Source organism: Bounagaea algeriensis, from assembly GCF_054491375.1.
Genome location: NZ_CM137102.1, coordinates 452,833 through 469,095, shown reverse-complemented (window position 1 = coordinate 469,095; position 16,263 = coordinate 452,833). Strand labels below are relative to the sequence as shown.

The window sequence follows — 16,263 nt, the reverse complement described above, 5'->3', positions numbered from 1 at the left end:
CTCCTAAAGAAGTGGTGCACGGCGCGCAGCGCCGTTGGAGCACTGGTCACGCTACCCGACATCACCCGGGAAGTCGCGTCCGACGCACTGCTCGAATCCGCTGATCCAGCGGACTTACCCGGCCGGGTGAGCACCGGCCGGCACCCGACCGCACGTCGCCGAGCGGTTCGGCTCGCGGCACCCCGATCCGCGCTGTCCGGTGGCGGCTCCCCGGCGGGTGCGCCACACGGCGTCGCCCGCTCCGGCCCTGCCAGCCACCACGCGCAGCCCTGCCACCGCACGCGCCGCTCTCGCGCCGTTCCCTCCGGGGCCTGTCGCAGCACGCGCTGCGCGAGCCGCGCCACTGCTCCGTTCGCCGCACGACACGCTCCGCCCGACCGCTCCGGTGGCGACAGCGCGTTGCTCCATGACGGATGATCGAAAGCGTGTCAAAGCAAACCCCGCTCTCCGAACTCGACTCGGTCGACCGGCACCGCGACCGCGTCGCCGCTCTGCTGCCGAGCACCCCGGTGCGGCAGCGCGCGCTCGCCGACTGCTCCGGCCTCGCCCTCGCCGAGGACCTGGTCGCGGCGCTGCCGCTGCCGCCGTTCGACAACACGGCGATGGACGGTTACGCGGTGCGCGCCGCGGATCTCGCGGAGACGACCCCGCAACGGCCCGCGGACCTGCCCGTGGCCGCCGACGTGCCCGCCGGTCGGACCGACGTGCCCGCGCTGGAGCCGGGAACGGCGCACCGCATCATGACCGGTGCGCTGCTGCCGGACGGCGCGGACGCGATCGTCCCGGTGGAACGCACCGACGGCGGCACCACCACGGTGCGGATCGAGCAGGCGCCGCAACCGGGGGCGCACATCCGCCGCGCCGGCGAGGACGTCACCAGCGGTTCCGCGGTGCTGTCCGCCGGAACCGAACTGCACGCGGCACGGCTGGGCGTGGCCGCGGCCATCGGCGCCGACCCGGTGGCGGTGCACGAACCGCCGCGCGTGCTCGTGCTGTCCACCGGATCCGAACTCGTCGAACCGGGAAACCCCCTGCAACCCGGGCAGATCTACGAATCCAACGGCATCATGATCGCCGACGCGGTGCGCGAAGCCGGCGGCTGCGCGCGACTCCTGCGCTTCGTTCCGGACAACGTGGACGCACTGCACCGCGCGCTGGACGAGGAGCTCGACGGCACGGACCTCATCATCACTTCGGGCGGCGTGAGCGCCGGCGCTTACGAGGTCGTCAAGGACGCGTTCACCGAGCAGGGCGTGACCTTCCACAAGATCGCCGTGCAGCCCGGCATGCCGCAGGGCTGCGGCCGCTACCGGGAGCGCACCGCCGTGGTCACGCTGCCCGGCAACCCGGTCAGCGCGATGGTCTCGTTCGAGGTGTTCGTCCGCCCCGCACTGCGCGCCGCCGCCGGGCACGCCGTGGTCGAGCGGCCGCAGCGGCAGGTCGCGATCACCGAGGACCTGGTTTCGCCGGCGGGCAAGCGCCAGTTCCGCCGCGGCACCTACGACCCCGCCGCCGGCGCGGTGACGCCGGAAGGCGGGCCCGGCTCGCACCTGCTTTCCGCGCTCGCGCGGGCGAACTGCCTGGTGGAGATCCCGGAGGAGGTCACGTCGGTGCCGGCGGGCACGCCGGTCGGGATCCGCCTGCTGGATTGAGTGACGACCGCGACGGCCACATTGACGCGCCCGGCTCCGCGCCGGAAACTGCCTCAGCCAGCAACACCCAAACGGAGTACTCCCCACGTGCGTGCATCCTGGCGCGCCAGCCTGGCGCTGGTGCTGCACTTCAGCTTTTTCGCCGTCCCCCTCGGCCTCGTGCTCGGACTGTTCGCCACCGCGGGCTACGTCGGCCTCCACGACCGGGGCGGCGGCGCGAAGGCCGCGTGCGCGGCGGTGTTCGTCGCAGCGGCGACAGCAGTGGTGGCGCGCGCTCTCCGGCGCGCCCGCCCCCCGGCCCGCGGGGTGGCGCTCGGCCGCGAAGAGCAGCCGAAGCTGTGGCGCCTGGCGACCTCCTCCGCACGAGCGGGCGCCGCGCCCGAACCGGACGAGCTGCGCATCACCTCCGAACCGGAAGCGGCGGTGCACGAGGACCGGGGTTGGCTCGGCTGGCACGTGCGCGGCCGCACCGTCGAGATCGGCCTGCCGCTGCTGGCCGGGCTCACCGACGACGAGCTGCGCGCGGTGCTCATCGGGGAGTTCGGCAGGCTCGCCGGTGGCAAGCAAGCGGGGACATTGCCGGGCCGCGGCCGTGCGCAGGCACTGTCGCACCGCATCGACGAGACCCTGACGGCGAAGCTCTGCTGCCTCACCAGCGGGCCGGTGAAGTGGCTGTTCGGCGGGTACGTCCGCGCCTACCGCGCCCTGGCCCCGACCGCGGGTTCGCTGTGGTTCGCCGCCGATGCGGCCGCGGTGCGCCTGCTCGGCCGCCGGGTGGTGACAACAGCGCTGCGCAAGCACGAAGCCGTCCGCAGCGGCTGGCGCGAGTACGTCGACGAGTACCTGAGCCTGGCCACCGCCGCCGGGAACACCCCGGACGTGGTGCTCGGGTTCCGCGCCTTCGTGGAGAACGCGACGCGCAAACCGCGGCTGGCCGAACGCGCTAAGCGCATCATCGCCGAGCAGGAGCTCACCACCGAGCGGGGCCGGCCGAGCACCCGGGAACGCCTCGCCGCGCTGCGTCGCGCCCCTCGCAACGACGAGAGCTCCCCCTCCGACCGGCCGGCCTTCAGCGCGTTGCAGCAACCGCGGGAGAGCGTGCCGCAGCTGGAGGACCGGCTGCTGGCGGACGGGTTCGGCGAGCGGCTGCCCTGGCCCGAGCTGGTGCGTCGCGCGGGCGCGGTGCGGGCCTGCCGGCAGGCGGCGCGGCTGGCGCTGGCGGTGCAGCTCAGCGGCGTGCCGATCGCGCCGACGATCGCGGGGGTGCTCGGCGCCGTCTACCACGGGCAGGGTCGCGACCTGATCAATCCGGTGCTCAATCCCGGGATCGATCCCGACCGGGTCGATCAGGCCGCGACCGACACGCTGGTCGAACTGCTCGGCGCGACCGTGGTGGACGCCCTGGTGGCCGCGGGCCTCGCCCAGCACGAGCTGGACTGGGCCGGCCCGCCGCGGGTGCAGCTGACCGGGGGGCGCCCGCTGGATCCGGACCGCCTCGTGCGCCCCGCCGTGGAGGACCCGCGGCTGGTGCCCGGTCTGCACCGCGCTCTCGTCGGCCTCGGGGTGCCGCTGCAGCACGGGCGCGACCCGGCGCCGCAGCCCGCCCCGGTCACCCGCGGGGTGGTCAGTCCGGTGCGCTGCGGTGAGGAGGAGTACGACCTCGTCGTCGCCGACCGCGGACTGGTGCTGCTGCCCACCAGGGTGAGCACCCTGCGCCGGCTGGTCTCCGGCGCCGCGGCCCGGCTGCGCCGGACCGAGCGCGCATCGGTGGTCGAGCTGGGCCGCAGTGAGACGGCCTCGCTGCTGGAGCGCACGGGGGCGCAGTGGGTGGACAGCCGGGACATCGCGGCTGCGCGGCTGTCCTCGCAGCAGTCGGGGTGGTCGGTGGCCATCGACCTGTACTACGACGAGTACGCCGTGTCGGACCTCGACGAGGCCCTCCTGGGGGGCGATGCGGAGCAGGAGGTGAGCGTGCTCCAGCTGCGGTGCGCTTCGGAAGTGATGGAGCACGGCGAGCCGTACCGCGGGTTGGGCGAGCTCTTCGGCGCCCGCATGACCGTGGACGGGCGGCCGTACCACGCCGAGGCGGAGGTGCAGGGGTCGGAACCCGCTGAGCAGGGGGTGGCGTGAGGTGCTCCGCCTGCGGCGCGGCGGGCGGACGACGCTGCGGCGGAGGGTGCGACCAGGAGGGCGGTGCGGCCGCCGCATCACCGAAAGTTAACTACTCTGCGTGAGCAATATCGCAGTAACGTCATCCGAACGAGGCTACGACGTGCCTGTGAATTCCCTTACACTGGGAATCAAGGTAACGAATCGTCGATCATTACCGGCATCGGGCCCGTGCGCCGTCGGGGGATGCACGGACCTGCCGGGAGGTCGGGGCGCCTGCGGGGAGGCGCCCCGACCCGCATCGGGGTCGGCGAGCAGTGCATCGGGGGCGCTGCTCGCCGGCCCCGATCCATGCGCCCGGACCACGTCCCCGATCCACGCCCGCGGCCGCGGAGCCACCCGAGGCGCTCCGGGCCGCCGGACGCACCGCACCCGCCGCGTCGCGACGGGCTCCGCGCGGATTCGGCGCGGATTCGGCGCACGCGCACAACCGGGACGAATCCACCCCTGCCCGGGCGCTTTTCATGATCAACTCCTCCCCCGGGGGCGGTAGGGTGGCGCCATCCGCGATGCTGTACCGACGACACCGCGCGGAGACCCCCGCCGCGGTACCTTCGACGCAGGGGCTGGCACCTGGATGAGCACCGACAACACGGACGCCAACCGCACGCGAACGGCCCACCTGTGGGCGCTCGCCCGCGAAACCATTCCGCCGATGCATCCCGCCGGCCGCCCGTTCGTCCTGGGCACGGCTGCCGCCGCACTGCTGCTGCGCCGCCTGTGGCGCCCGGCAGGCGTGCTCGGCGGGCTGCTCACCGCGTGGTGCGCCTGGTTCTTCCGGGAACCGCGCCGCACCACCCCCGAGCGCACCGGCATCGCCGTCGCCCCCGCCGACGGCACGGTCTCCGCCGTCGAAACGGCCACGCCGCCGCAGGAGCTCGGCTTCGGCGAGCAGCCGATGACCCGCATCAGCACCTTCCTGAGCATCTTCGACGTGCACGTGCAACGGGCCCCGCTGACCGGCACGATCGCCCGGCTCGCCTACCGCCCCGGCACCTTCGTCTCCGCGGACCTGGACAAGGCCGGCGAGGACAACGAGCGCAACGCGATGCTCATGCGCACCGACGACGGCACCGAAGTGGCCGTCGTGCAGATCGCCGGCCTCGTCGCCCGCCGCATCGTCTGCTCCGTCACCGAGAACGACCGGCTGCCCGCGGGCCGCAGCTACGGGCTCATCCGCTTCGGCTCCCGCGTCGACCTGTACGTTCCCGCCGGCAGCCACGTCCGAGTCGCCGCCGGACAACGCGCGATCGGCGGCGAAACCGTGCTCGCGGACCTGCCAGCACGGGCCGACCGGGCCTCCCCCGCGACCGAGGCATCCACATCATGAGCATGCGCACGACCCCCGGCGTACGCTTCCTGCCCAACGCCGTCACCGTCCTCGCGATGTGCGCGGGGCTCTCCGCCGTGCAGTTCGCCCTCGCCCAGGAGCTCGTCGCGGCGGTCGCCGCCGTCGCCGTCGCCGCCGTCCTCGACGCGCTGGACGGGCGCATCGCGCGGATGCTGGACGCCACCACGCGCATGGGCGCCGAGCTCGACTCGCTGTCCGACGCGATGTCGTTCGGCGTGGCCCCCGCGCTCACGCTCTACGCGTGGCAGCTGCAGGAGAACCGCGCCGGCTGGATCGTCGCGCTCATCTTCGCCGTGTCCCTGGTGCTGCGCCTGGCGCGGTTCAACACGCTGCTCGACGACACCGAGAAACCCGCCTTCACCAAGGAGTTCTTCGTCGGCGTGCCGGCGCCCGCGGCCGGACTGCTCGCCCTCGTCCCGCTGATCCTCACCGCCCACTTCGAGCACGCCGGCTGGTGGGCCTGGCCCCCGGTGGTCATGGCGTGGATGGTGCTCATCGCCGTGTGCGCCGTCAGCCGCGTGCCCACGCTGTCGCTGAAGACGATGCGCGTGCCGCCGAAGGCCCTGCCCTGGCTGCTGGTGCTGGTGGCGCTGCTGGCCGCGGCGGTGGTGCGGTTCCCGCTGATCTCGCTGGCCGTGCTGCTGCTGCTGTACCTGGTGCACATCCCCTACGCCGTCTACCGGTACCGCTGGCTGGCCGAGCACCCGGAGGCGTGGGAAGCGCCGCCGCGGGAACGCCGCGCGATCCGCCACCGCAGCCAACGCCACCTGGGCATGCGTCCGCCGCTGCGGCGCGGCGTCGCCGGCGCCGCCCGGCGCGTGCGCCTGCCCCGCCGCCCGTCGCGGCCCGGCGGGCCGCGGCGCAGTTGGCGCCGGCTGTCGCTGCGCCCCGGTCGCGAGGAAGCACCCCGGCGCGACGGGCCCCGATAGGCTCGGGACGTGACCTCGCTGAACCTGACCGCGCGGGTGTCGACGTCGATCATCGACACCCGCCGGGGCCTCGTCCGGCTGCACCCGGAAGTCCTCGACGCGCTCGAACTGCGCCCGTGGAACGCGATCCTGCTCACCGGTGCGCGCACCACGGTCGCGCTGGCCGCGCCGGCCGAGCGCAGCAGCCCGACCGGTGTCGTGCTGCTCGACGAGCTCGTCCTGCTCAACCTCGGCTGCGCCGAAGGCGCCCGCGTCGCGGTGAGTCCGGCCGAAGTGCGGCCGGCCAAGCACGTGACCATCAGCGCCTCCCGGATGGCGCGCGCCGTGCTGTCCGCGCAGACCGCCCGGCAGGCCCTGACCGGCAAGGTGTTCCAACCGTCCGACGCGGTGTCCCTGCTGCCCCAGGACGTGGCACCCGCTCCCGGCAGCAGCCCCGAGCAGGTGCGCCGGACGCTGAGCAACACCATCGGCCGCACGTGGACGAGTGAACTGCTCACCATCGTCGACACCGCACCGAGCGGGCCCGTCGCGATGCACCCGTCCACCGTCGTCACCTGGCACGACGGGGCGGAATCGAGCGCTGCCCCGCGCACCGACCCCGCTGCAGCAGCGCAGCCCGCCACCGCGTCCGGCCCGGCAGCACCGGCGGGGACGGATGCCGCGGGTGCGGCCGCTCCGCCGACGCAGCCCCGTGGTGCGGGCTCCCCGGCCGCCGGCGCGGGAGGGGCGGCCGGAGTGCGCCAGGCAGCGGAAGCGGCGCAGGGTTCCGGAGCGGTGCAGGGTTCCGGAGCGGCGCAGACCGCGGCGACCGGCGAAGACGCCGACGAGGAGTTCTCCGCGCGCACGGTCGGCCTCGACGACCTCGTCGGCGCGCGCTCCGCGGCCGACCGGCTGACCGAATGGTTGCGCCTGTCCTTCGAACAGCCCGAACTGCTGCGCCACCTCGGCTCCGATGCCCAGCTGGGCGTGCTGATCAGCGGACCGTCCGGCGTGGGCAAGGCGACGCTGGCCCGCGCCGCGGCCCGCGAGATCGGCGCCGGCCTGGTGGAACTCGCCGCCCCGAGCATCGCGGCGCTCGAAGCGCGCACCGCCGCGGAGCGCCTGCGCGCGGCCGTGGACCGCGCGGCGCAGGCCACGTCGGAGCACCCGTGCGTGCTGCTGCTCACCGACATCGAGCAGCTCGTGCCCGCCACCGACGCCCCGCCGCTGGCCACGGTCGCGTCGGACACGCTGCGCGAGGCGATCCGCACCCCCGGGGTGGCCGTGGTGGTCACCAGTGCCGCACCCGCCGAGGTCGACCCGCGGCTGTGCGAGCCCGGAGCGGTGGACCGGGAGCTGACGCTGTCCGCACCGAACGCCCACGACCGCGCGGCGCTGCTGCGCGTGCTGCTGCGCCCCGCCCCGCTCGACGACGACGTCGATCTGTCCACTGTGGCGTCCAAAACCCCCGGGTTCGTCGCTGCGGACCTCGTGGCCCTGTGCCGCGAAGCAGCGGTCAACGCGGCACTGCGGCAACGCGACTCCGCCGGAGAACCCGTGCTGTGCCACGACGACCTGGCGGGAGCCATCGACGCGGTGCGCCCGCTTTCGATGTCCACTTCGGACGAGGTGCACACCGGCGGAGTCGAGCTGGACGACGTCGGCGACATGGCCGAGGTCAAGCAGTCGCTGACGGAGACGGTGCTGTGGCCGCTGCGCTACCCGGACTCGTTCGCCCGCCTGGGAGTCACCCCGCCGCGCGGCGTGCTGCTGTACGGACCACCGGGGTGCGGCAAGACGTTCCTCGTGCGCGCCCTCGCCGGCAGCGGCCAGTTGAACGTGCTCTCGGTCAAAGGCGCCGAGCTCATGGACAAGTGGGTCGGCGAATCCGAACGCGCGGTGCGCGAGCTGTTCCTCCGCGCCGCCAACGCCGCCCCGGCACTGGTCTTCCTCGACGAGGTCGACGCGCTCGCACCGCGCCGCGGGCAGTCCGCCGACTCCGGAACCGCCGACCGCGTCGTCGCCGCGCTGCTGACCGAAATGGACGGTGCGGAACCACTCGGCGACGTCGTCGTGCTCGGCGCGACCAACCGGCCCGAACTGGTCGACCCCGCGCTGCTGCGCCCCGGACGCCTCGAACGGCTCGTGGACGTGCCGCCGCCGGACGCCGCGGCGCGCGCCGAGATCCTGCGCTCAGCGGCGAAGAACACGCCGATCGCCTCCGATGTGGACTTGACGGCCTTGGCCGCCGAGCTGGAGGGCTACTCCGCGGCCGACTGCACCGCGCTGGTGCGCGAAGCCGCGCTGTCGGCGATGCGCGAATCCCTGTCCGCGGCGGAGGTCACCGCTGCGCACCTGGACACGGCGCGGAGTGCGGTGCGCCCCTCGCTCGACGAAGCGCAGCTGGAGCAGCTGCGGCGCTTCGCCGACAACCGGTGACCGGCACCGCCTCGACTGCCGCAGCGTGCCGCCGGATCAGGAGCGGTAGTCCTTGGTGACGACCACGATCACGCCCGGATCGCCGCCTTCGAGCTCCTCGATGCGCGGCTCGGCCCGGACGCCGAAATCGTCCGCCACGCGCCGTGCCTGCTGCTCCTCCGGAGTGCCGGGGCGGTAGTAGGCGGTGGTGTGCGCAACTACGCCGCGGGCGTAGTTGCCGACCTCCGCCACGTCGTAGCCCTTGGTCTCGAAGTCCTCGCCGGCCTCGTGCGCCAGCCCGCGGATCTTGCTGTTGTTCAGGATCCGCACGGAAATCCCGTTCTCGGTCCCCTGCGTGCCCGAACCGGGCTCGCCCGAACCGGATTCAGGGTTCCCGCTGGGCTCGCGAGGCGGCGTGCCGGGGCGCTCCGGATCCGCCGAACCGGGGTCCTGCGCGGACGTTTCCGGGGTTGCGGTATCCGATGCCGCGGTGTCGCCGCCCGAGGCGGGTGGCTGCGCAGCGGACGCGGGCGGTTGCGGGTCCTCCGCGCCCGGATCGGGCGTGGCGGCGGCACCGGACTCCGGCTGCGGAGCTGCCGCTTCGTCCGGGGAACCGCTCCACCCGAGGGAGGTCAGCCCCAGCACGGCCGCCACCGCACCGACCCCGATGAGTCCGTAACCGGTCGCGCGCAGTTTCGACGGCGGTTCGGTCGGCGTCATCGCGGCCACTCGCTTCCCGTTCGACGGGCAGACTGCTCAGCGGAGCGCAGCCTGCGCAACCTCTTCAGCAACATCGGGTCGTACCGCCGCGCGGCGGGGTGGTCCACCAGCGCGTTGAGCAGTCGGTAGTACTGCGTCGGCGTGAGGTCGAACAGTTCCCGGATCGCGCGTTCCTTGGCGCCGCCGTGCTTCCACCACTGCCGCTCGAACGCCAGAATGCTGCGGTCCCGTTCGGACAGCTCCTCGTCCCGCCCCGGCGGTTCCACCTCGGATTCCTCCTGCGGCACCGATTCGGTCACGCGCGGCAGGGGTTCGGTGAGCGCGTCCACCGGCCGCAGGTTCCGCTCGCGGCCCTCCCGCGGCTGCGCGATCTCCGCGGCTCCGGCCAGCTGCTGGCATTCGCGGACGATCCGCTGTGCGGTGAGCATCTGCGCGGCTTCCATCTCGCTCCTCGTCGTGGGTCCGGGCGACGGCGCACCGGCGCTCACGGCGGCGTTTCCCGTTTCCCCATTACACCACGCCGGTGATCCCGCGCTGCGATGATCTTGATGCGTGCCGGATCTCCGCGGCGAGCGAGTCCGCTCGCCGCCGTGCTCGCGGAGCCCCGGGTCCTGACCGATACAGTCGGAACATGGCCATCCACTCGATCCGCATCGTGGGCGACCCGGTGCTGCGCACGCCGGCGCGGCCCGTCGAGCAGTTCGACGCCGAGCTGCGCACCCTCGTCGACGACATGTTCGCGACCCTCGAGGCCTCCAACGGCGTCGGCCTGGCGGCTCCCCAGATCGGCGTGGACCTGCGCGTGTTCGTCTACGACTGCCCGGACGACGAGGACGCGCAGCACCGCGGCGTGGTGGTCAATCCGCAGCTGGAAACCTCGCACGTCCCGGAGACCATGCCGGACCCGGACGAGGACTGGGAAGGCTGCCTGTCCGTTCCGGGCGAATTCTTCCCGACGGGGCGCGCGGACTGGGCCAAGGTCATCGGCCGCGACCCGGAGGGCCGCGAGGTGCGGGACGAGGGCACCGGGTTCTTCGCGCGGTGCCTGCAGCACGAGGTCGACCACCTCGACGGCCACCTCTACCTGGACCGCCTGACCGGCCGGCACGTGCGGGCCGCGAAGAAGACCGTCAAGCGCAACGGCTGGGGCGTTCCCGGGTTGTCCTGGGATCCCACGGTCGAGCAGGACCCCTTCGCCGACTGATATCAGCAGGACGTTGTTAAATCGTTTTGCGTGTGGACTTCCGTGGCGGAACCTCCCGCAGTCGATCCGGCTGCGATCGGAGTCGGCCGTCGAGGCAGCCCAGCTGCAAGCTGTCGTGCCGAAATGATGAAGGGCTTGCGGTCTCTGGGCAACGGCCGACAGGGACGCAACACAGCGCTGTTAGCGCTCTGCAAGTCATTTTTCGTTCGTGCTCTCGTGCACCCGTGCCCGAGTGGCGGTGGCGCAACAGGACCCCGTTGGGTCGTTCGCCGACTGAGCCCGTTCCTCAACCTCCTCCGCCGCGAGCGGGGTTCCGCTGCGCGGTTGCCAGCGGCGCGAGCGCGGGCTAGTGTCTGGCGCGACAACTTCAACCGCGGGAGCTCGCACCGGAAGCGAGCTGAGAGGGCGGCTGGATCGGTCGATCCGGCGCCGCCGACCGCAGAACCTGAACGGATAATGCCGGCGTAGGGAGTGACCACAGTGGTCGAAGTGCACCAGGACGCGTCCAGCGGCAGCGCCACCTCCACCAGCCAGTCCTCTTCGGACTCCGATTCTTCCGCTTCGCCCGGCGTGACGACCGGGCCCGTCCCGGGATCGCGCAAGGCCTACGCGGACACATCCGCGGGGCTGAAAGTGCCGCAGCGGCGGATCGAGCTCACCAACGGCGAACACCTCGACGTATACGACACGTCCGGACCGTACACCGACGACACCGCGAGCATCGACGTCCACAGTGGACTACATCGCACGCGTGCCGGGTGGATGGACGGCGGTTCCCGCAACACGCAGCTCGGCTGGGCGAAACGCGGAACTGTCACGCGGGAAATGGAATTCGTGGCCGCACGCGAAGGACTCGCGCCGGAGTACGTGCGCGACGAGGTCGCCGCGGGCCGGGCGGTCATCCCCGCCAACCACTACCACCCCGAGTCCGAGCCGATGACCATCGGCAAGAACTTCCTGGTGAAGGTCAACGCCAACATCGGCAACTCCGCCGTCACCTCCTCGGTCGAGGAGGAAGTGGAGAAGATGGTCTGGGCCACGCGCTGGGGCGCCGACACCGTCATGGACCTGTCCACCGGCGAGGACATCCACGAAACCCGCGAACGCATCCTGCGGAACTCGCCGGTGCCGATCGGGACCGTGCCGATCTACCAGGCGTTGGAGAAGGTCGACGACCCGGCGGACCTGACCTGGGAGATCTACCGGGACACGGTCATCGAGCAGTGCGAGCAGGGCGTGGACTACATGACCGTGCACGCCGGCGTGCTGCTGCGCTACGTGCCGATGACGGCGCAACGCGTCACCGGGATCGTCTCCCGCGGCGGGTCGATCATGGCCGCGTGGTGCCTGGCGCACCACGCGGAGAGCTTCCTGTACACGCACTTCTCCGAACTGTGCGAGATCCTGCGCGCCTACGACGTGACGTTCTCGCTCGGCGACGGGCTGCGCCCCGGTTCCATCGCCGATGCCAACGACCGGGCGCAGTTCGCCGAGCTGGAAACCCTCGGCGAACTCACGCACATCGCCCGCGAGCACGACGTGCAGGTGATGATCGAAGGCCCCGGCCACGTGCCGATGCACCGCATCACCGAGAACGTGACCCGCGAGGAAGAACTGTGCGGCGAGGCCCCGTTCTACACGCTCGGGCCGCTGACCACCGACATCGCACCCGGCTACGACCACATCACCTCGGGCATCGGCGCGGCCGTCATCGGTTGGGCCGGCACGGCGATGCTCTGCTACGTCACGCCGAAGGAGCACCTGGGGCTGCCGAACCGGGACGACGTGAAAACCGGTGTGATCACCTACAAGATCGCCGCGCACGCCGCGGACCTGGCCAAGGGGCATCCGCGGGCGCAGGAGTGGGACGACGCGCTGAGCACGGCCCGCTTCGAGTTCCGCTGGCACGACCAGTTCCGGCTCTCGCTCGACCCCGGGACAGCGCAGGCCTACCACGACGAGACCCTGCCGGCCGAGCCGGCGAAGAAGGCGCACTTCTGCTCGATGTGCGGGCCGAAGTTCTGCTCCATGCGCATCACCCAGGACGTCCGCGCCTACGCCGAGGAGCAGGGGCTCACGTCCGTCGAGGCGATCGAAGCGGGGATGCAGGACAAGGCCGCGGAGTTCAACGCCCGGGGCGGGCGGATGTACCTGCCGGTCACCGACACCTCCGCGAGCTGAACAGTGCGGCGGGTCGTGCTCGCACGCGATACGCGAGCACGACCCGCCGACACCGCGGAGCGCAGCGCGTTCCCCCAGCACAACCCCACGCCCCGCTTGATACACACCCGTTGGCGTGGTGATCGTTTGTCACCCGGTCGCGTGGGGACAGCTCACAATTTTCATGAAAATTGTGCTCTCTGGAACGGGTCCAGTCTGGGGTGAACACGCCTCGGCGGACGGGCGCCGAAAGCCGTGAGCTGCGACGCCGCGCCGACCGCAGGGGGCTTCGGGCGCCGTAGCATGAGGGCGATGCGAGACATGTCCGGTGAGCACGAGAACGGTCCCGAGCACAACGCCGCGCCCCCGACGGCGCTGACGATCGCCGGCTCGGACTCCGGCGGCAGCGCGGGCATGCACGCCGACCTGCGCGCGTTCTTCGCCAACGGCGTGCACGGCATGACCGCGGTAACCGCGGTGACCGTGCAGAACTCCCGCGGCGTCAGCGACGTGGTGCGCATCCCGCCGGAGCAGGTGGCCGCGCAGATCGACGCCGTGGCCGGCGACATCGGCGTGGGTGCGGCCAAGACCGGTGTACTCGCCGCGACCGACACGATCGAAGCGGTGGTGGCGGCCTGCGAGCGCAACGGCATCGGGCGGAGCGGGGAGACCCCGTTCGTCGTCGACCCGGTGGCCGCATCGCGCGCCGGTGAGCCCCTGCTCACCCCCGACGCGCTGGACGCCCTGCGCACCCGGGCGTTCCCCCGTGCCACGCTGGTCACGCCGAACCTCGACGAGGTCCGCCTGCTCACCGGCATGACGGCGCGCAGCCGCGCCGACCTGCTCGACGCGGCCAAGGCGGTGCACGACTTCGGCCCCCGCTGGGTCCTCGTGAAGAGCGGGCACCTGCCCGACGATCCCGAGTGCGTGGATCTGCTCTTCAACGGCTCCGAGGCGATCGAGCTGCCGGGGCCGCGCTACCCCACCGTGCACACGCACGGCGCCGGCGACGTGTTCGCCTCCACGATCACCGCGCTGCTGGCGCGCGGCGCGACCGTGCCGGACGCGGTCCGCATCGGCAAGGCGTTCGTGACGCGCAGCGTGCACGACGCCTACCCCCTCGGCTCCGGATTCGGCCCGGTTTCCACGTTCTGGCGGGTACGCAGCACCCCAGCAGAGGAGGACGCAGCCGGGGAGGACCCAGCGGCGGGGGATCCAGCCGAGCAGCACGCGATCGAGCAGGACGCGGCGGCGGGGAACGCGGAACCCGGCGAAGCGGCGGCCGACGCGGCGCAGGCCGACGCGGCCCCGGAGGCCGCGCCCGACCGCGGTCGGGACGGCTGAAGCACCGGTACCCCCGGTTCCGCGGGCCCCGCCCCGACCGCTCGGCGTGAGTCGCCCGCGGATGCGGTGAGCGCCATCGAGTGATATTCGCCGGCGATGCGCCCGCCGCCGCCCGACATCGTGGGCAGCCGCGGCGGAGTCGGGTAAACAGGAAGGACGGCGCGGATCGGCGCCGACGACCCGATTCGGCAGTGCGGCGCGAACGGCCGGTGCGAACTGCCGGTGTGGACTGCCGGCGCGAACTGCCGGTGTGGAACGAGGACGACAGAGGACGCGACAGCGTGGCGAAGGCATCGACGGCGGCTCGCTCAGTGTGGGCGCGGATCACGGGGACGACCGAAGCCGGAACGTCCGATCCGCGACAACGCCAGTACGCGGTCCTCGTGCTGTGCGCCGTCGCGCTCGGCAGCGTGCTCGGCTGGTTGCTGGACGCGACCACGCCCGCGCTCATCGCAGCGCTGACCGCGGTGCTGACGCTGATCGCCGCCGGCGGCCAGTCGCTGCGCTCCGACCTGCACCGGTTGAGCCGGTTCGCCCCGGCGCTGGTCGCGGTGATGACCTGCGGACCGCTGCTGCGCGACATCCCGATCGCCGCGGGCGCGCTGGTCGCCGTCGTCATCTTCGGCACCGGCATGCTGCCCGCGCTCAGCGAGCACTACCGCGTCGGTGCGCAGACCGTCGCGGCCGCGACGCTCGCCGCTACCAGCGGTATCGGACGGGACGAGCCGTGGTGGACGTTGCTGCTCGCGAGCGCCGCCGGGGCCGCGCTCGCACTGGTGCTCCGCGTCCTCATCGGGCTCAGCGACCCGACGCGCGCCACCCGCTGGTCGGTGGCGCGGACGTTGCTGCAACCCGGCCCGGGCATGCTGGAAGGAGCGGTGGCGGCTTGGCGCGCCGACGGCGCCCCGCGCTGGCTCGGTGAGGTCCTGGCCGGGGTCGCCCGTTTCCGCGCGGCTCGGGAAACCCTGTTGACCAGGGCGAACCATGCCGACCGGGCTGAAGCGGCGCGGCTGCGGGCGGTCGTCGCCGAAGCCGACCGGGTGGCCGCCGAACTGGCGCGCGCGGTGCGCGCCCGCGCGTGCACCGGCCTGCCACCGCTGGCCCGGCGCGATCCGGTCATCGCGCACGGCGGTTACCACGGCTCGCTGCCGCAGGCGGTGCACGGCCTCAACGCGGGTTTCGACCGGATCCGCGCCGCCGTGGTGAACCGGTCCGAAACGCCGGTTCCGGTGATCGTCGCCGGACCGTGGCAGCAGCGCCTCCGGGACGCGGTGCGCGCCCACCTGTCGCCGCGCTCCTCGCTGTTCCGACACGCGCTGCGCTGCGCCCTCGCGGCGACGATCGGCATGGTGGTGGTCGCGCTGCTGGACGACCCGTCCGCGTCGACGCTGCTGCTGGCGCTGTACCTGGTGCTGCAACCCGCGGCGCGGGACAGCATGACGGGGGCGCTGGAGCGCACCGGCGCCGCGGTGCTCGGTGTGACCGCGCTGGCGCTGGTGATCACCCTCGTCCCCGGTGCGCTGCTGCTCGGGCCGCTGCTGATCGCGGGGATGCTGCTGTACGTCGACCAGCTGCGCACGCACTACCGGACACTGCTGGCGTGCCTGATCACGGTGCTGGCGGTGGAGCAGACGCTGCTGCTGGACCGCCCGACGGTCAACATCGGCATCGCCTTCGCGGCGAACACGGCCGTCGGCGCGGCGGTGGCGCTGTTTATCGGGTTCCTCAGCTATCTCGTGCTGCCCAGCAGCGCCGTCCCGGACGTGCGCGGTGCCGTGCGCGCCGCGGTCTGGGCCATGACCGACCTGCTGCGCGGTGTGCGCGCCAAGGCCGTCGACGCGCCCGCGCGCGACGACTGGCGGGAGCTGCACGTGCTCACGCAGCGGCGGACGCAGGACCTGCTGGGCATGCCCGCGTTGTTGGACGGCACCGGCGAGCAGCCCGCCGGTGACGAGTCGGCGGCGGAGGCCGCCGTGGCGCTGGAGGCGCTGCGCCAGGACCTCGCGATGCTCATGCTGCACGAACCCGGGCGGCGCAGGACCGCCGAACCCGTGCTGTCCGCTGTGGACGACCTGCTCAGCGGGCGGCGGGACACGAGCGTCCCCGAGCTGCACGGCGGCGATTCGGTCGTGGTGGACGCGCTCACCGGGATGATGCTGGAGAACGCGCTGCACACGCGCACCGCGGTCGACCGGGCGCTCGGCGACGACACCCCGTGGAAGAGCTACACGATCACGTTCCTGGACAACGGGCAGCAGTCGCACCTGCGCATCCAGTGACCGCGAGCCCGTTCCGAGGGGCGGTTCCGACTCGGGAACGCCCGGCGGCGCCACCGCG

Annotated in this window: 10 protein-coding genes and 1 pseudogene; 9 read left to right on the top strand and 2 right to left on the bottom strand. The window is 72.9% G+C overall.

What is annotated here, in order from left to right; translation table 11 throughout:
* Positions 1 to 425: 425 nt before the first annotated feature.
* The 5 genes from moeA to ACVGV2_RS02075 all read left to right on the top strand — a co-directional run bounded on the left by moeA (position 426) and on the right by ACVGV2_RS02075 (position 8,519).
* Positions 426 to 1,652, top strand: a complete 1,227-nt coding sequence (moeA, locus tag ACVGV2_RS02095; protein ID WP_459164355.1) for a molybdopterin molybdotransferase MoeA — start codon at positions 426 to 428, stop codon at positions 1,650 to 1,652.
* Positions 1,653 to 1,739: 87 nt separating this feature from the next.
* Positions 1,740 to 3,782, top strand: coding sequence for a M48 family metallopeptidase (locus ACVGV2_RS02090; RefSeq protein ID WP_459164354.1), 2,043 nt, complete (start codon positions 1,740 to 1,742; stop codon positions 3,780 to 3,782).
* Between the two features lie 616 nt (positions 3,783 to 4,398).
* On the top strand, positions 4,399 to 5,151 hold the full coding sequence (locus ACVGV2_RS02085; protein WP_459164353.1) for a phosphatidylserine decarboxylase: 753 nt from the start codon (positions 4,399 to 4,401) through the stop codon (positions 5,149 to 5,151).
* Positions 5,148 to 6,101: a CDP-alcohol phosphatidyltransferase family protein gene (locus ACVGV2_RS02080; protein ID WP_459164352.1), complete on the top strand. Its 954-nt coding sequence runs from the start codon at positions 5,148 to 5,150 to the stop codon at positions 6,099 to 6,101. The genes ACVGV2_RS02085 and ACVGV2_RS02080 overlap by 4 nt, the downstream gene beginning before the upstream one ends.
* 9 nt (positions 6,102 to 6,110) lie before the next feature.
* Positions 6,111 to 8,519, top strand: a complete 2,409-nt coding sequence (locus ACVGV2_RS02075; protein ID WP_459164351.1) for an AAA family ATPase — start codon at positions 6,111 to 6,113, stop codon at positions 8,517 to 8,519.
* A gap of 36 nt (positions 8,520 to 8,555) precedes the next feature.
* On the opposite strand, the gene ACVGV2_RS02070 is transcribed toward ACVGV2_RS02075, so the two are convergent.
* Both ACVGV2_RS02070 and ACVGV2_RS02065 read right to left on the bottom strand, forming a co-directional pair.
* A complete protein-coding gene (locus ACVGV2_RS02070; protein WP_459164350.1) occupies positions 8,556 to 9,218 on the bottom strand; it encodes a LytR C-terminal domain-containing protein in 663 nt (220 codons plus the stop codon).
* Positions 9,215 to 9,661 (bottom strand): DUF3263 domain-containing protein, encoded by a 447-nt coding sequence (locus ACVGV2_RS02065; RefSeq protein ID WP_459164349.1) that lies wholly within the window; start codon positions 9,659 to 9,661, stop codon positions 9,215 to 9,217. Before ACVGV2_RS02065 ends, ACVGV2_RS02070 begins: the two co-directional genes overlap by 4 nt.
* A gap of 188 nt (positions 9,662 to 9,849) precedes the next feature.
* Here ACVGV2_RS02065 and ACVGV2_RS02060 point away from each other — a divergent pair, with 188 nt between their 5' ends.
* The 4 genes and pseudogenes from ACVGV2_RS02060 (at position 9,850) to ACVGV2_RS02045 (ending at position 16,205) form a co-directional block, all read left to right on the top strand.
* Positions 9,850 to 10,422, top strand: a complete 573-nt coding sequence (locus tag ACVGV2_RS02060; protein ID WP_459164348.1) for a peptide deformylase — start codon at positions 9,850 to 9,852, stop codon at positions 10,420 to 10,422.
* Positions 10,423 to 10,992: 570 nt separating this feature from the next.
* The gene (gene thiC / locus ACVGV2_RS02055) at positions 10,993 to 12,603 is read left to right on the top strand and encodes a phosphomethylpyrimidine synthase ThiC (protein WP_459165837.1); all 1,611 of its coding nucleotides are present in this window, start codon (positions 10,993 to 10,995) and stop codon (positions 12,601 to 12,603) included.
* Between the two features lie 300 nt (positions 12,604 to 12,903).
* Positions 12,904 to 13,743, top strand: a pseudogene (gene thiD, locus ACVGV2_RS02050) (bifunctional hydroxymethylpyrimidine kinase/phosphomethylpyrimidine kinase); the annotation flags it as partial.
* Positions 13,744 to 14,207: 464 nt separating this feature from the next.
* Positions 14,208 to 16,205, top strand: coding sequence for an FUSC family protein (locus ACVGV2_RS02045; RefSeq protein WP_459164347.1), 1,998 nt, complete (start codon positions 14,208 to 14,210; stop codon positions 16,203 to 16,205).
* The last annotated feature ends 58 nt before the right edge of the window (positions 16,206 to 16,263 follow it).

Bases quoted from the DNA above. Each gene is read 5' to 3' on its own strand.
- ACVGV2_RS02085 (WP_459164353.1), top strand. From the start codon at position 4,399: ATGAGCACCGACAACACGGACGCCAACCGCACGCGAACGGCCCACCTG.
- ACVGV2_RS02080 (WP_459164352.1), top strand. From the start codon at position 5,148: ATGAGCATGCGCACGACCCCCGGCGTACGCTTCCTGCCCAACGCCGTC.
- ACVGV2_RS02070 (WP_459164350.1), bottom strand. From the start codon at position 9,218: ATGACGCCGACCGAACCGCCGTCGAAACTGCGCGCGACCGGTTACGGA.
- ACVGV2_RS02065 (WP_459164349.1), bottom strand. From the start codon at position 9,661: ATGGAAGCCGCGCAGATGCTCACCGCACAGCGGATCGTCCGCGAATGC.
- ACVGV2_RS02060 (WP_459164348.1), top strand. From the start codon at position 9,850: ATGGCCATCCACTCGATCCGCATCGTGGGCGACCCGGTGCTGCGCACG.